The following is a 16,384-nucleotide window of genomic DNA, read 5'->3' on the forward strand; positions in this document are numbered from 1 at the left end:
ATGATTAAAAGATTTACCCTTTTTACCATCTTATTTTTAATCAACTTTGTTGCCTTTGCGCAGGATGATGTTAAATACCGAGTAATTCTTTTTGGTGATGCTGGTGAAATGAACCAGGCCCAAATGCAGGATCTAAAAAATGCTGCAAAGCAGATCCTTCCAAAAAAAACTACCGTACTTTACCTTGGTGATAACATTTACCCCACGGGAATGGGGCTTCCCGGTAGTTTAGGAGAAGAAGAAACCCAAAAAATCTTACGCTCACAGTTCGAACCGATGCGTAAAATGGGAGCTGCAGTATACTTTCTGCCTGGCAACCATGATTGGGATAAATCCGGACCAAAAGGCCTCGCCAAAATAAAAGCCCAGGGAGATTACCTCAGGGCGCAGAACGACCCACTGCTAAAACTGATTCCCGATAATGGCTGTCCCGATCCGGTAGCCATTAATCTTACAGACAAACTCACCATTATTGCTTACGATAGCGAATGGTGGCTTTTCCCCTATAATAAATCCAATCCAGATGGCGATTGCGATTGCCGTACCAAAGATGATGTACTCGTAAAAATGGAGCAATTGCTCGAGGAAAATAAAGACAAAGTAATCCTTTTGGCTTCGCACCACCCATTTCAGAGTTACGGCCCGCATGGAGGCTATTTCAATTTAAGAAACCATATTTTTCCGCTTACTTCGCTAAACAAAAACCTGTACATTCCTTTACCGGTTATAGGCTCTGTTTATCCTTTGTTGCGCTCCACTTTGCTAAGTCCTGAAGATTTAAACCATCCGGCCTATAAGGATATGATTAAATCGGTAACCGGGGTATTTGGCGATTATCCTAACGTAACCTATGTTGCCGGGCACGAACACGGCCTTCAGTTAATAAAAGGCAAGCAACTGCAAATCATCAGTGGCTCCGGTTCGAAAGTATCGCCAAATAAAGAGGGCAAAACCTCCCTGTTTCACGAAATGCAGCAAGGTTATGTAGTAGCCGATCAGCTAAAAAACAATGATATGCGCTACGAATATTACATTTATTCGGATACCAGCGTTAAACGTGTTTACAGCTATATTAAAAAGTTTGAAACCATTCCTAAAAAAGTACGGAACAGGGATAAACCGATCACTGCCGATAGCATCGTGATCCGCATTAAACCGGAATACGATAGTGTAGGCCGTTTTCACCGTTATATTTTTGGTGAAAATTACCGTAAAGAATATGCAGAGAAAACAAAGGTACCTGTGCTGCGGATTTCCCAGATGATGGGCGGTTTAAAAGCAACCCAGCGCGGAGGTGGTAATCAGTCGCGATCATTGCGTTTAGAAGATAAAAATGGTAAAGAATACGTATTACGCAGTGTGGAAAAATATCCCGAAGTACTTTTACCTGCTGCCTTACGCGAAACTTTTGCCAAAGATGTTATTAAAGATAACATGTCGGCACAGCATCCGTTTTCGGCTTTGGTAGTGCCTGACCTGGCTAAAGCGGCGGGCATTGCACATAGCAATCCGATTATCGGTTGGGTATCTCCCGACGATAATTTAGGCGAGTTTGAAGCCGTTTTTGCCAATACCCTTTGTTTATTTGAAGAACGCGAACCAACCGGCGATTCAGATAACTCTCCAAAAATGGATAGAAAACTCACTGAAGATAATGATAATAGACTGGATGGCGCATCCTGGGTGAGGGCGAGGGCATTTGATGTATTATTGGGCGATTGGGACAGGCACGAAGACCAGTGGCGATGGAAAGCAACCAAAACCAAAGATGGCTTGATTTATACTCCGGTTCCTAGAGACCGCGACCAGGTATTTTTCAGGTCAGACGGTTTTTTACAGCGTTATGCACAATCATCTTCTTTATTGCCGATGATGCAGGGCTACGAACGCGGCATACAGAATATCAACTGGTTTTTATGGGAAGGAAGAGAAATCAGCAGCCGCTGGACTGCCAACATCGATGAAAAAGAATTTGATCAGATTGTAAAAGATTTCTGTGCAAACTATAACGATGCCGTTTTCGAAAAAGCACTGAAAAAACTACCTGAGCCAAGTTATTCAATGCACCATGATGCATTTTTGGCCGAGTTACGGAACAGAATTGCCACTTTGCCAAAACTGATGAACCAGTATTATCACTTCTTTAACAGGATTGTTGATATCGAGGTGACGAATAAAAACGAGCTGATCCAAATTACTGATGCAGATGCCAATGGTTTACGGGTGAAAATCAATAAAATTTCAAAAGAAGGGAATGTTAAAGAGGAGCTCTTCGACAGGAAATTTGATCCCAAAGTAACCAAAGAAATCAGGGTGTACATGCACAATGGTAACGACAGCCTGATCCTGAACAACAAAAATTCGAACATTAAAATCAGGATAATAGGTGGTAAGGGCAGTAAAGTATACGATTTTGCCAATAGCAACAGTTTGGTTAGACTATATGGCAGAGAAGATAAAGCCACTTACAATGGCAATGATGCCGATAAGATCAGGAAAATAATCTCTAACGATACTTCAAATTTCAGCTACATTCCAAAAGATATGTACCGCAGAAGGTTCTGGTTGTTAAATGCAGGTTATAACCAGGATGATGGTATTTTATTGGGATTAATTTATAAACAAACGAATCCCGGATTCAGGAAACAGCCTTATGGCAATTCGCAGACCGTTTCTTTCCTCCATTCTTTCTCTACAAGAGCTTTTAAGTTCAATTATAAAGGGGAGTGGTTAAAAGCTTTGGGTAAAGGCGATATTGTGGTAAAGGCCGATGCTTTTGCGCCGAACAATACGCAGAATTTCTTTGGTTTGGGCAATGAAACCCGTTTCGACGAACACGGCGACGATATCAGGTATTACCGTGCCCGTTACAATCTTTACCAGTTGGATGCTGCCATCAGGTGGCGCCGTCCTAAATCTACTTTTAGTGTTGGTCCAACCTGGCAATATTACAAGTACAACAAGGAAGATAATAATGGGCGTTTTATCGAGAATCCATCACTCTTGCATTCTTCTGATTCGCTGACCGTCCGCAACGAAAAAATGTTCGCCGGTGCATTTATTAATTTTACCAATAATACCCGCGATAACGATCTGCTGCCAACTTTGGGCAGTTACGTAGATTTTAAGGTTTTGGGATATAAAGGTGTTAACCGATATTCTAATTCTTACGGACAGTTTACTGCAAGCATTGCGATGTATAAAAATCTCGATGGCAGAAAAAACTTCATTTTGGCAGATCGTTTTGGTGGTGGTGTAACCGTGGGCAAACCTGCCTTTTACCAGGCGCTTTATCTTGGCGGACAAGGCAATCTGCTCGGTTATCGCCAGTTTAGGTTTGCAGGTGAGCACCTGTTTTACAATAATTTAGAGCTTAGGGCCAAACTTGGCGACCTGGTAAGTTATGTTTTACCCGGACAAATTGGCTTATTGGGTTTTTATGATGTTGGCAGGGTATGGAAACGTGACGAAGCATCGACAATATGGCACCACGGCGTAGGAGGGGGCGTTTATTTCGCGCCAGCATCACTTGCAGTTGTGCGATTTGTGATGGGACACTCGTCAGATGGCTGGTATCCTTATGTTTCGCTTAATTTTAGGTACTAAATTTGTGTAACATATTTATTGATGTAATATCCAACTATTACGTTCAGCAGACGAAGATTGCTTTAATGAGTGCGTATCTTTGCAATGAATTAGTAATTAAATAGATAACTGGTAATTTTTACACTATAGCAAAACTTATACAATGAATACCAATGTCATACAGATACATAAAAACGAATGTATACATTGCCAGGTAGATTCCGCTCTGTCTTTCCGCCCCCTGGTGGAGTATTTAAAAGGCAGGTTGAAAACAGAAAAATCAGTAAAATCTGAATTTTACAGGTTTTTACTGCAAAAAATTGAAAAAGATGATGTGCTGCTTGGCAACATCAGTGCAGAAGATTTATCTCAATATAAAGATACTTTAGAACTGATTTTCACTATCCTAACCCCTTTAATGGATAATGAAAATGATTTGTTTTGGGCATTAAGCACGCCAATTCCAGATAAAATTTTCTTTAGCACCAATGCATTTTATAAATTTTTTAAGGATCATGATCCTAAAAATAAGGTAACAAAAGACAATGAGCCCGTAGAGAAAAAACAACTTAAATTTATCTACAATGCTATTTTGAGCCGCTTTTATAATTTTACGCCCTTATTAAAAAATGAGATCATTTATGCCCATATCAACCCGGAAACTAAGCTTACGCAATACTACAATATACAAACAGATACCAAATTTGTAGATATTCTGCATAAAGGGGATCTGCCTGAGCTTAATTTCGAAGAACTGGGCAGGTATTTTCAGAACGATACAGAACTGGAATACCTGGTGAAGCATTTGCCTTTGAGTAATTTTCTTTTTGAAGGATTTACCATCATTTCGATAACGGATGTAACCCTGCAACATGCTATTGATGGTATCCGCGATGCACTGGTTGATCACAATTATCAAACAGAGGCTTATAAACATGTTATACATGCTTTAAAAACCCTGAGCGGCAACGGAAAAGTTGAATTTGGTTTAATGCCATTTTTAACCGTGAACAATAAACTGGTTTTTGATAACCAGGAATTTTCACAGAGCATGTTGATCAATTCAGCAAAAGCATCCAATCTCGAAGAGGAAGTTTTTTATTCGCTGGTAGAAAAATATAAAGAAAACCCCAGGGCAATTTTTGTAAGTTCCATTAATGACGACCAGATCAGCAAAGACCCTTTTTTAAGGGTTTTGAAAGAAGCTGGCGTTTGTTCTTATTCCGTATTGCCAATCTATTACAATAATCAACTGGCTGGCGTTTTAGAAGTTTATTCGGAAGAAGAAGTAGTGGTTGATGATAAACTCTTATCGAGGTTACGTCCGGCAATGCCTTTGATCGGTCAGCTTTTCCAATACAGTATCGAAGAATTTGATGCCAAAATGGACGAAGTACTGATGGATAAGTTTACGGCTTTGCAGCCTTCTGTACAGTGGAAATTTAACGAAGCGGTTTGGCATTTCCTTCGAAACAATGGCAGTCAGAAATTAAAGGAAATTGAAACCATTACCTTTAAACACATGTACCCCCTGTTTGGTGCAATTGATATCCGTAATTCTACTACAGAGCGTAACAAGGCTTTAAAAGATGATATGGAAGTGCAATTAAACAGCCTGATTGATACTTTAAAAGCCATCCGTAAGCACGTTTCTCTGGAACTTACTGATAAGTTATTGTTCAATTGTAAAGATTGGATTAAACGCATTGGTGATTTTGCATCTTCAAACGAAGAAAATAAACTGAATGAGTTTTTAGAAATGGAGGTTTATCCATTTCTATCCATTATAAAAGGTAACTATCCGGTAACTGCTGAGTTTGTTGACCGTTATTTTGAGGTAATTGTGCCCCAAACAGGAGCTGCCTTTGCAAACCGCCGACAGTTAGAGGTTTCGATGCAATTGATCAACACAGAAGTAAGTCAGTACCTCGAAAGATCGCAGGCAAATTTACAGGCTTCATATCCTTGTTATTTTGCTAAATTCAGAACCGATGGTGTAGAGTACGACATTTACATTGGTCAGGAAATTGCGCCTGATAAACCTTTTGATCTCTTGTACCTGAAAAATATCCGTTTGTGGCAGTTAACTTCCATGGTGGATATTGCCCGTTTATCAAAAGGACTGATCAGCGAAATGCCACGTTCATTAGAAACCACCCAGTTGATTTTTATCCACTCCAATGCGATCGATATCAGCTTCAGGAACGACGAACGCCGCTTCGATGTAGAGGGAGCTTACAATATCCGTTATGAAGTTGTTAAAAAGCGTATTGATAAAGTATTGATTAAAGGTACTGATGAACGTTTAACGCAACCCCATAAAATTGCCATGGTTTATTTCAATCCAGAAGAAGCCAAAGAATATATGGAATACATTAAATATATGCAGGTTCAGGGTTATTTAAACGACGATTTAGAAGAGTTGGAACTTGATGAACTACAAGGCGTTTCGGGTTTGAAAGCTTTGAGGGTAGGTGTGAAATATTTAGAATCGAAAACTGGTACTAAAGATGATGTGGCAAGAAAGCTTAAGCCCAAAGAGGTAAAATCCATCGAGAAAGAAATAGCCAAGGTGCTACAGAGATAATAAGCGGTAGGAATCATTGTTAGTGCTAGCGAAGCTACATCTATCAGGTAAATCTCCTCAGGATATCGTCACCCTGAACTCGTTTCAGGTTCGTCCAGTCAGGATGATGCACTTATTATTTAAGTTATTTAAGCCATAGCTATAATTGTACATTCCGTCTCCATCCTAATATTTGTGGTAACAAAAAAGGCCTTCTGATGATTTCATCGGAAGGCCTTTTTTCATTTGTGTGTTATCTATACTATTTTATTGATGCGATTTCTTTTTCGATTACGGCGCTTTCTATAGAACTGATGTTGGTTTTTAATGCTGCAAACCTGTCGATGGTTAATTTTTGCGATTTGCCCATTACCAATGTATGGTTATCAGTAGATCCACTTAATTTCAGGTCTGCATTATCGGAAATTACAGTATACAGGCCTTCGGTGCTGGTATTGATTTCCGCATGGGCATTTCCTTTTAAAAAGATCTGAAGGTATTTGGTCCTTAGTTTTCCATCAGTTTTAACAATTGCATTTTCTGATGCTTCAATTCTGTAAAAATCGTTTACATAAACCGTTAATTTTGTTTTTTCTGCACTAATTGAGGTAATTTTTAAATGATCACCATCCTGGATAACTTTTGCTGTTCCTGTATTGTCATCATTGTAAAAGATGCCCGGGTTACTGCGCTGGATAATGGTTAACTCTACATTTCCTTTAACCGAAATTTTTTTATAATCAGCTGCTTTTAAAATTGTGCCCGGCTCTTTTTCTGTTGCCGATACAGGGCTTGTAAATGCAGCCGAAGATAAAGCGATAGCTGTTAATGCTGTGGCGATTAGGGTTTTGATTGAGGTTTTCATAATATTTTTTATTTAAAAATTAAATGTTAATTAATTGTTATTGAAGTGTTTGTGTTTTTAGCTTGTTTATGTTTTGATGATAAGACGCCGGTAATCTGAAAACGTTGCAGCACATTTATACCTTTTATACAATCAACAGGTAATACTCGACGAACGGGCTTTAATTCAAGACCAAAACAGATAACATTTACATCCGAATTGTAAAATATTTTAAGAACCGCTTTTCGATTGTTCTTTTTATTTATATTTAAGCAGATTTTAGTCTGCTTATTTATGAAGAAAAAGGTTGTACTTGTTCAGGATAATAAAGATATCCTTGATATAATGGACCAGGTATTGGAAGAAGAGGGGTTTGATGTAACCGCATCATTAACAACTGAACCTATAGATAAAATAGAAGAGATAGAGCCTGATGTGGTGATCGTGGATGATCACATCAAAGGCAAAAAGAAAGGATCACAAGTAATTAAAGAGCTTAAATCTGATCCTGAAACGGAAGATGTATCGGCAGTGCTAACTTCAACATCAAATAACTTACCTCAACAGGCAGAAGAGTGCAAAGCCGACGATTATATCGAAAAACCGTTCGATATAGACCACATGGTTGATGTGGTGAAGAAAAATGCTGAATAAAAGCTTTTCCTGTCAGGCTCGAAATAACGGATTTCATTAGGAAATTCGTCATCTCGACCGAAGCGCAGCGCAAGGGAGAGATCTGCAAGTTTCTATTATACCTAACTTATAGATTTTTCAGCTAAGCTTTAAATGACGGTCTGCTCTCCAGATGAGGTTTAAAAGTATCTGTTTTAACGGTAGCCTTTAACTCATGCAGCATGGTGTACAGCCCAAAATTAGTTCGGTTAACATAAATAAAATGTTTTACCCCGCGGGCCTGTTTAAATTCCGGCATTTTCGAAATTTTTTCGCCATAACTGTATAATTGTTCGAAAAAATCGGGCTTGCTAAAATCAAATGTTGAGCTGGTATAGGGTTTGGCAAATAAACTGATCATTTCCCGGTACGATTTATAATAAAATTCTACCTGTTCCGGCGTATCATCCGAATGGATCATTTCAAGCTTCCTGAATGCATCAATGGTTTTGTTCTTATCGTTGATTACATCGGTGGAAATCAACGCGAAAAAAGGATAATAGAAATCATCCGGCATCTCCTTAATGCAGCCGAAATCAATTACACCTAGATTTTCTTCCGGAGTGATCATGAAATTACCCGGATGCGGATCAGCATGTACCGCCTTTAATTTGTGCTGTTGGAAATTGTAGAAATCCCACAGTGCCTGCCCAATTTTATTCCTGAGTTCCTGAGCAGGATTGGTCTGTAAGAACTCCTTTAGATGAAGCCCCTCAATCCAATCCATGGTAATAATCCTTTTTCCTGACAGTTCGGGGTAATAATTGGGAAATACTACATGATCGAGGTCTTTACAAGCCTCTGAAAATTGGATCGAGCGCCTTACTTCCAATTCGTAATCGGTTTCTTCTAAAAGGCGTTCTTCAACTTCTTTAATGTAAACATTCAGTTCCCTTTCAGACATACCCAGTAAACGGAAGGCAAAAGGTTTAACCAGTTTTAAATCGGACGAAATGCTATCACCCACGCCCGGGTATTGGATTTTAACTGCTAATTTTTTACCGTGAAGCCCAGCCTGGTGTACCTGGCCTATTGAGGCCGCATTGCTCGAACTCAGATTAAAAGTATCGAAGATCTGTTCCGGCGTTTTACCGAAATTTTTGGTAAAGGTACGCACAATTAACGGGCCTGAAAGAGGGGGCGCGTTGTATTGAGACTGGGTAAATTTATCAACATATGATTTCGGAAGGATGTTTTTATCCATGCTCAGCATCTGGGCAATTTTTAATGCGCTTCCTTTGAGTTCGCTCAGCGATTTATAAATGTCGGTTGCATTATCCTCGTTAAGTTGTTCACGGTCTAATTCAGGGTTGAACAGTTTTTTAGAATAGTGTTTAATATAATTGCCGCCGATCTGGATACCGGTTTTCACAAATTTTGCTGAACGTTCAACTTTGGTGGTTGGAATACTTTTTTGCGTTTTCATCTCATCTTTAAAACCTCATTTTATCAGCAAACTTTCCGTTTCTTGATAAAAACTTACCATATTCCAGTAAATTATCGATTGGCGAGTGCTGAAAAAGATCGAAAGTAACGTTAATTCCTTTCTCAATCGCTTCATCGCTTTTTTCAAAACCTTCACTGTCATCATTGATCCAGAAATTAACAATAAAGGCAAACTGGATCCACAGTGCATCTTTATATCTTTTACTTAAAAAACGGCGTTCAGCGAGTTCACCGCTGTTTAAGCCCTCATCTATAATCTCCTGTGCAAAATTTTCGAAAATAGGTTTTACACCGGCGAGCACATCAGGTGTGGAAAATTTCCCTTGGTAGTTTTTTAAGCTGTAAATCACGAAACTCCTTTCGTTCTTCAGGTTTTCCAGGTAGCTATAAAAAAAGGAAAGCATTTTTTCTCTTGCTGTATACTGTAACCAAACTTCCTGTTCTTTGATTTTATTGATGGTTTCGAAAGTAAGTTCAAACCAGATCGTTTTTTCTATACTTTCGAAAGATGAGAAAAACTGATAAAAATCGGCTTCCGTAATTTTAAGTTTTTTAACAAAAACGTAAACCGATTTAGGTTTTTCATTGTTGGTTAAAACATAATCTAAATATGCTTTTCTAATGTGTTGAGCGGTTGCCATATAGCTTTTTTACAAGTATAACGTTTTATTTACCTGCTTGTTTTTGTATTAGCTTTTTTGTAGATCATTAAAATGTAATAATAGCTTTCAAAATATTTGAAAGCTGATTTTAGGCTAATTAAATTAGTTTTAATAGGTGCTCTTGTGGATAACTTATTTTGTTTAAGCTAATTTTTTTAGTATTTTTGATTCTGATTATTCCTTTAATTAAAGCATGATATATGATCCAGGTAAACGATTTTTTATATGGTAAAATGGAACTGCCAATGGTATTTTCCGATTTGTTAAATACTGATGCTTTAAAAAGGTTAGGAGGTATCCATCAGAGTGGTGCTATATTTTTGGTTAATCCGGGGATCTGCCATTCACGGCTGGAACATGCCATCGGTGTTACCATGTTAATCAGGATCCTTGGAGGATCAGAGCTGGAGCAAATTGCGGGGCTGCTACACGATATTTCGCATACTGCTTTTTCGCATGTAGGTGATTATGTTTTTGGCAATACCGATGAAGATTACCATGAAAAGGTTTTTGCCGAGGTTTTATGCAAATCGGAAGTGCCTGATGTACTTTTGAAATATGGATACGATATCAATCAGATCCTTTATGGGACATTTGATATTTTGGAGCAATCGATGCCTGCGCTCTGTGCTGATCGTTTAGATTATACCTTGCGCGATGGTGTTCATGGTAATATTATTTCCAGGCAGCGTGCACGTGAGTTTCTGACTGCTGTGGTTTTAAAAGATGGAAAAATTGCAATCAATAAGGAAGTTGAAGTTGAATGGATTAATGAAACATTTGAAAAACTCAATAACGAAGTATTTAGATTGCCTCTCCACTTATATGCCAACGGAAAAATGGCAGAGCTGATTAAAAAATTTCTCGATAAAGGTTTATTGGTAGAAAGCGATCTGTTTAAAACGGATACATTGCTGTTAAATAAAATCAGAACTTCTTACGAAGGTTATGAGGCCATTAAATCCATCAAACAGTTGAAAGGTTTTGCAGAATTTATGCGTCATGGGGCCGTACCAAAGATTAAAAAAAGAACTTTAAACGCGTTGCTGGTTTAATGAGGCAGGTATTGATGGTTTGATGAGAAAAGTTGCGTCATCCTGAACTTGTTTCAGGATCTTTCTGGCTTAATTCGTGCTAAGTGCCATATACCACTGACTAATTTACTAATGACCAATAAACCGACAGCCAAACAAACCGGTTCGAAAGAAATCCCGTATATTGTGAAAAATATAAAGATATGTCTGCAATGGAAATTATTTTAATCGGTCTGGTAATCCTGCTTATTTTTGGAGGTAAGAAACTGCCGGAACTAATGAGAGGGATAGGGAAGAGTGTAAAAGAATTTAAAGAAGCTAAAAATGATCCTCCTGCTAAATAGGCACAGTTTATAAAACATTTATGCACTATCACTGTTCTTTCTTAAAATACTTCCCAAAATGGATAATCGAAAACACGACCAGGTAAAATTAAAATCTGATTTTAAAGAAGAAGATAGCAAACATGCAGAAGAAGGATTGAACCAGTGGAACGATCGTTTAGATGAAAACCTCGAACCTGAAGATCATAACGACATTGTAGCTGACCAGAAAGCCAAAGACTTCTCTGAAAAATATGGAAGCGGCGACCAGTCCGACCAGGGTAATCATTGAATATTTATTGTATAACCGCCACTTTTATAAGTGGCTTTTTTGTTTTGAATAATATTATATTACAATTCATGGTTTGCCATATTTTATCGCAATACATTTCGTGTTCGAAATTTTTTTACACCAATCTCTTATTTTATTACACGAATAGCGATTTTTTTATTTAAAAATGTTAAAAATCTTGTAATTGTTTTTTCTTGTGATTTGATTAATAGTATATTGCATATCTAATCAAACAAACATGTATAACGTTTTCAAACTTAACTGATAGGTAATGAGCAGGCATTGGTTATTGGTTTTGTTAATGTTTTTATTTTTCTTTAAAGCATCCGGACAGAATATTTCTAATGAAGGAACTGATTTTTGGACGGTCTTCCCAACCCATATTCCATCAAGAGCCGTTAATGGTGTAGTTCCATATGGACAATTAGCTGTTTTTGTAACTTCAAAATCTACTTCAGAGGTTACTGTGACCTGTGGAAATGCTGCTCCTGTTACTAAAATTATCCCTGCTAATACAGCTGTCAGGTTTGATGTACCAAGGGCCAATGCTTATATCGACGGACAATTGGAAGCAAACCAGGTTTTAACCAATAAAGGTATACATATTAAAGTTACAGACGGCAAACCAAAAGTTTCTGTATATACTCATATTTATGGAGCAGCCAGGTCTGCAGCTTCTTTGATCTTGCCATTTGAAACCTTGGGGCAAACGTATTATTCGATGAATTTTACACAGAGCAATGGAGGAAATAATTTTTTAACACTGGTTGCGGTAGAAGACGAAACAAAAATTATTTTGCACGACAAAAATGGAAATAAAATTCCAATAACTTTAAACAAGGCAGGCGATGTTTATGAATACTTGGCGCCTGGCACCGAAGATCTAACCGGAGTTTATGTAGAAACCGATCCTGCAACGTCATCATGCAAACGGTTTGCTGCATATTCTGGTTCTTCCGTAATTGGGATCGTATGCAATACTTCTCAGGATCCACTATTTCAGCAGTTATATCCTACTAATAGCTGGGGCAAAAATTATGGTGTAGTACCTTTTATTAACCGGAAATATATCCTCAGGATTCTTGCCCAGGAAGATAATACAAGGGTAACTTATAACGGCAATACATATATTGTTAATAAAGGAAAATTTTTTATTGAAAGTAATGAGTTAACTAACTCCACTTTTATTACTGCCGACAAGTTGATTAGTGTAGCGGAGTATTCTTTGACGCAAGACTGTTCTTCTGCTAATGGAGGAGGAATTATTGGCGATCCTGAAATGGTTATTTTAAACCCAATCGAATTTAACATTAAGAGTGTTACTGTTTTTTCTTCCAATTTGCAGAATATTACCAATAAATACGTTAATATATTGATTAAGACCGATAAGATATCAGGATTTAGGTATAATGGTATAGCGCCAGCTACCCCATGGACAGTTTTAGATGGCAATCCGTCATATTCTTATACGCAAATACCGGTTAATGAAGAAAGTGTAACACTTACGGCAGATGACGGTTTTAATGCGATTGCTTATGGTTTTGGTGATCACGAATCTTATGCTTATTCTGCGGGGACAAATCTATCATCGAATAACTATCTTACAGTGTTTAACACCACTAAAAATGAAGAAGGGCAAAATGGATGTATTGGAGAAACTTATAATATCAAAATATCGCTCCCGTATAAACCAGATTACATCAACTGGTCGCTGGATAATGAAAGTGTAATCAATCAAAATCCACCTGCGCTCATTGAAACTAAAACTTTGCCTGATGGTACCAACATATTTACCTATGAATCGCCTTATACCAAAACTTATGCGCAAAAAGGTAAACACAATTTAGAAATCGTAGCACATGTGCCCAATACATCATCGTGTGTATCGGGTGATTTAACAACCAATTATACTTTTAATATTTACGATCTTCCAACAGCAAAGTTTGATCCTGTAACCGGATGTTCAGGTAAGGATACTAAATTTACCGATTTAAGTGTTTCTAATTCTGAAGATTTTACGGTAACAAAATGGTTATGGGATTTTGGAGATGGAAGCATGCCTTCTACAGAACAGAATCCTGAACATACTTATGCAAGGCCAGGCCGGTATTTTGTAAGGTTAACTGTTACCACCGGTTCTAATTGTTCCAATACATCAGAACCCGTTGAAATTATCATAAATCCTTCACCTTTTGCCGATTTTGAAGTTGCCGGATTCTGCACCAATACATCAACGGCTTTAACTGATGAATCAAGCATAGACGCTATCAGTACCATTGTTAAATGGACCTGGGATTTTGGCGATGGCAGTACTCCTGTGGTATTAGAAAATAATGTTGCTCCCTCTCATCAATATACGGCTGCGGGTACTTACAACATTACTTTAACTGTTGAAAGTGACCTGAAGTGTACCGGAACCAAGCATGTTAGCATAACAGTTTACGATCCACCTAAGGATATAGATTTCATGCTTCCGGATTTCTGTTTGGCCGATGGCGTGGCCAGATTTAAAAATACATCCAGAAATGTAGATGCAGGCACAACGGATTTAACGTTTAAATGGCAATACCTTGATGATAACAATAATGTGGTAGCCACTTCAACTGGTGTCGACGGTGCTTTTATGCCCACTGCAACGGGAAATTATAATGTGATTTTGATGGCAAAGAATCAAAATGGCTGCGAAATTCCTGTTTCAAAGAGATTTACTGTTAACGGAGCCGTTAAAGAGGCAAAGTTTGAAAAGGTGAAAAACGATGTTTGTGTAAGCGACGAGATATTAATCAAAAACACTTCAAGCACTTTTGCTGGCAAAATTACCAAAATTGAGATTTATAGAGATTCTCAAAATGAGACTACTATTTACAAAACGATCCCTTATCCGGATGACAGTGATATATCTATTAAATATGAAACTTTTGGCGGGAATGCCAGTCGCATATTTAAAGTGAGATTGGTTGCCTATTCAGGAGAAAGTTGCTTTAAAGATTATACAGACGATGTTACTGTAAAACCCATGCCGCAATTGGTGTTTGAGGATATGGCCCCTGTTTGTCAGGCCGACGGTACAGTTTTAATTACGCAGGCTAAACAGAAAGCCGGAGAAGAAATGAATGGTGGGCCAGGCATATATAGTGGTGATGGCATGAAGGCAGATGGGACCTTTAATCCTAAAATAGCAGGGCTAGGACCACACACCATCACCTATACTTTTAAAGGTGATAACGATTGTTCTTCTTCCATCAGCAAAACGATTGAAGTGTATGCCTCCCCGGTGGCCTATGCGGGTACGTTGATCTACATGTTAGCCGGCGGACAGATTGAAATTCCGGCAACTGCTGAAGGCGCTAATTTAAAATACGAATGGTCGCCGGCAACCGGTTTAAATAAAACCAATGTGTTAAACCCCATGGCTTCACCCGATCAGGATACAGAATATACTTTAACTGTAACCACACAACCCAATGGCTGTTCAGCAACATCAAAAGTATTGGTTAAGGTGTTACAAGCCTTAAATCCACCCAATACTTTTACACCAAATGGCGATAATGTGAACGATACCTGGAATATTAAATATTTAGATTCTTATCCCAATGCTACCGTAGAGATCTTTAACCGAAATGGGAACAGGGTATTTTTTAGCAATGGCTATAAAGTTCCTTTTGATGGGACTTATCAAAATGAACCGCTTCCAACGGGCGTTTATTATTACATTATCAATCCACAGAACGGACGAAAAACCATAACAGGACCACTTACCATAATCAGATAAATTGAAGAAGCTTATTACCATATTTGCGCTTTTTGCAACCGTTAATGTTTTTGCACAGCAAAAGCCGCAATATACCCAGTACATTTTTAACCAGTACCTATTAAATCCGGCGCTCTCTGGAATTGAAAATTACCTCGATTTTAAGGCAGGATACCGTAAACAGTGGTCGGGTATTACCGATGCGCCCCAAACTTCTTTTGCATCTGCACATTGGGCATTGGGCGACAACCAGTTATGGAGCAATGCACTGACCTCGTTTCCTGAGCAAACCGGCAACCCGATGGACCGGAATTATATGCAGAACTATATGTCGTCGCCTTCTCATCACGGCATGGGGCTAACAGCTGTTTTGGATAAAACCGGACCGATAAAAAGATTGGATGCCAATGTAACCTATGCTTACCATTTACAACTGAGCAATAATTTTAATTTGTCAGCAGGCATTGCCGCAGGTATTTCGAGTATTTCATTGGATGTAAATGCACTTACTTTTGATACCCCGATTGATCCGGTTATGAACAGGGCGCTGATTAACCAGGTAAAACCCGATTTAAGCTTAGGTTTATGGTTATATGGTGCCAGGATGTTTGCGGGTATTTCTGTACAGCAAATTTTACCTCAGAAGTTAAGTTTTACGGGAGACAACAGTTATAATATGGGAAAAGAAGTGCCTCATTATTTTGCTACTGGGGGATATAAATTCTTTGTAGATGATGAGATTTCAGCTATACCTTCGGTAATGATCAAATACGTATCGCCAACGCCTGTTTCTTTTGATTTAAATATGAAACTGGCATTCAAGGATAAAATCTGGTTGGGTGGAAGCTATCGTAAAGACGATTCTTTTGCGGCGATGGCGGGGTTTAATATCGGTAAAATGGTTAACCTTACTTATTCTTACGATTTTACCACTTCACAACTAAATCAGGTAAGTAATGGTAGTCATGAAATTGTATTGGGCCTGTTGCTGAATAATATTTACAAGGTACCATCATATATTAAAATGTGGTAATATGTTGGTATTCAGTTTTATGAGAGTGCGTTGCATATGTGTCGGAACGCAAAACCTTCAGCCGGGGGCTGGATGGCCACACCAGTTTTTCATTTTTTGAGATTGTAGAAACCATGTTCTTAAACCCGATTGCATTGCAAAGCCCGTAAGCGAGGAATGGAGTGCGGACTTGGAAT

The 16,384-nt window shown here is 38.3% G+C and carries 11 protein-coding genes; 8 read left to right on the top strand and 3 right to left on the bottom strand.

Annotation, left to right across the window (positions count from 1 at the left end):
- Together GGQ60_RS02200 and GGQ60_RS02205 are read left to right on the top strand one after the other, a co-directional pair.
- Complete coding sequence (locus GGQ60_RS02200; RefSeq protein WP_183759760.1) at positions 1–3,606, top strand: BamA/TamA family outer membrane protein; 3,606 nt, start codon at positions 1–3, stop codon at positions 3,604–3,606.
- Between the two features lie 142 nt (positions 3,607–3,748).
- Entirely contained in the window at positions 3,749–6,172 is a 2,424-nt protein-coding gene (locus GGQ60_RS02205; RefSeq protein ID WP_183759761.1) for a GAF domain-containing protein, read from the top strand.
- A gap of 241 nt (positions 6,173–6,413) precedes the next feature.
- Here GGQ60_RS02205 and GGQ60_RS02210 read toward each other — a convergent pair whose 3' ends face one another.
- Positions 6,414–7,016: a GIN domain-containing protein gene (locus GGQ60_RS02210; RefSeq protein ID WP_183759762.1), complete on the bottom strand. Its 603-nt coding sequence runs from the start codon at positions 7,014–7,016 to the stop codon at positions 6,414–6,416.
- A gap of 273 nt (positions 7,017–7,289) precedes the next feature.
- Here GGQ60_RS02210 and GGQ60_RS02215 point away from each other — a divergent pair, with 273 nt between their 5' ends.
- Positions 7,290–7,649, top strand: a complete 360-nt coding sequence (locus GGQ60_RS02215; protein WP_183759763.1) for a response regulator — start codon at positions 7,290–7,292, stop codon at positions 7,647–7,649.
- Between the two features lie 121 nt (positions 7,650–7,770).
- Here GGQ60_RS02215 and GGQ60_RS02220 read toward each other — a convergent pair whose 3' ends face one another.
- Positions 7,771–9,093 carry an ABC1 kinase family protein gene (locus tag GGQ60_RS02220; protein ID WP_183759764.1) on the bottom strand — a complete coding sequence of 441 codons (1,323 nt, stop codon included), beginning with the start codon at positions 9,091–9,093 and terminating at the stop codon, positions 7,771–7,773.
- Between the two features lie 7 nt (positions 9,094–9,100).
- The gene (locus tag GGQ60_RS02225) at positions 9,101–9,754 is read right to left on the bottom strand and encodes a TetR family transcriptional regulator C-terminal domain-containing protein (RefSeq protein ID WP_183759765.1); all 654 of its coding nucleotides are present in this window, start codon (positions 9,752–9,754) and stop codon (positions 9,101–9,103) included.
- A gap of 221 nt (positions 9,755–9,975) precedes the next feature.
- Here GGQ60_RS02225 and GGQ60_RS02230 point away from each other — a divergent pair, with 221 nt between their 5' ends.
- The 5 genes from GGQ60_RS02230 to GGQ60_RS02250 all read left to right on the top strand — a co-directional run bounded on the left by GGQ60_RS02230 (position 9,976) and on the right by GGQ60_RS02250 (position 16,208).
- On the top strand, positions 9,976–10,830 hold the full coding sequence (locus GGQ60_RS02230) for an HD domain-containing protein (RefSeq protein ID WP_183759766.1): 855 nt from the start codon (positions 9,976–9,978) through the stop codon (positions 10,828–10,830).
- Positions 10,831–11,012: 182 nt separating this feature from the next.
- On the top strand, positions 11,013–11,153 hold the full coding sequence (tatA, locus tag GGQ60_RS02235; RefSeq protein WP_183759767.1) for a twin-arginine translocase TatA/TatE family subunit: 141 nt from the start codon (positions 11,013–11,015) through the stop codon (positions 11,151–11,153).
- A 58-nt stretch (positions 11,154–11,211) separates the two neighbouring features.
- Positions 11,212–11,424 (top strand): hypothetical protein, encoded by a 213-nt coding sequence (locus GGQ60_RS02240; RefSeq protein WP_183759768.1) that lies wholly within the window; start codon positions 11,212–11,214, stop codon positions 11,422–11,424.
- 271 nt (positions 11,425–11,695) lie between these two features.
- Positions 11,696–15,196 (top strand): PKD domain-containing protein, encoded by a 3,501-nt coding sequence (locus GGQ60_RS02245; RefSeq protein ID WP_183759769.1) that lies wholly within the window; start codon positions 11,696–11,698, stop codon positions 15,194–15,196.
- Between the two features lies 1 nt (position 15,197).
- Positions 15,198–16,208, top strand: coding sequence for a PorP/SprF family type IX secretion system membrane protein (locus GGQ60_RS02250; protein WP_183759770.1), 1,011 nt, complete (start codon positions 15,198–15,200; stop codon positions 16,206–16,208).
- Positions 16,209–16,384: the final 176 nt, after the last annotated feature.

The sequence above is a fragment of the Pedobacter zeae genome (assembly GCF_014196715.1).
In the GTDB taxonomy this organism is placed as follows: Bacteria; Bacteroidota; Bacteroidia; order Sphingobacteriales; family Sphingobacteriaceae; genus Pedobacter; species Pedobacter zeae.

Bases quoted from the DNA above. Each gene is read 5' to 3' on its own strand.
- GGQ60_RS02200 (WP_183759760.1), top strand. From the start codon at position 1: ATGATTAAAAGATTTACCCTTTTTACCATCTTATTTTTAATCAACTTT.
- GGQ60_RS02205 (WP_183759761.1), top strand. From the start codon at position 3,749: ATGAATACCAATGTCATACAGATACATAAAAACGAATGTATACATTGC.
- GGQ60_RS02210 (WP_183759762.1), bottom strand. From the start codon at position 7,016: ATGAAAACCTCAATCAAAACCCTAATCGCCACAGCATTAACAGCTATC.
- GGQ60_RS02215 (WP_183759763.1), top strand. From the start codon at position 7,290: ATGAAGAAAAAGGTTGTACTTGTTCAGGATAATAAAGATATCCTTGAT.
- GGQ60_RS02220 (WP_183759764.1), bottom strand. From the start codon at position 9,093: ATGAAAACGCAAAAAAGTATTCCAACCACCAAAGTTGAACGTTCAGCA.
- GGQ60_RS02225 (WP_183759765.1), bottom strand. From the start codon at position 9,754: ATGGCAACCGCTCAACACATTAGAAAAGCATATTTAGATTATGTTTTA.
- GGQ60_RS02230 (WP_183759766.1), top strand. From the start codon at position 9,976: ATGATCCAGGTAAACGATTTTTTATATGGTAAAATGGAACTGCCAATG.
- tatA (WP_183759767.1), top strand. From the start codon at position 11,013: ATGTCTGCAATGGAAATTATTTTAATCGGTCTGGTAATCCTGCTTATT.
- GGQ60_RS02240 (WP_183759768.1), top strand. From the start codon at position 11,212: ATGGATAATCGAAAACACGACCAGGTAAAATTAAAATCTGATTTTAAA.
- GGQ60_RS02245 (WP_183759769.1), top strand. From the start codon at position 11,696: ATGAGCAGGCATTGGTTATTGGTTTTGTTAATGTTTTTATTTTTCTTT.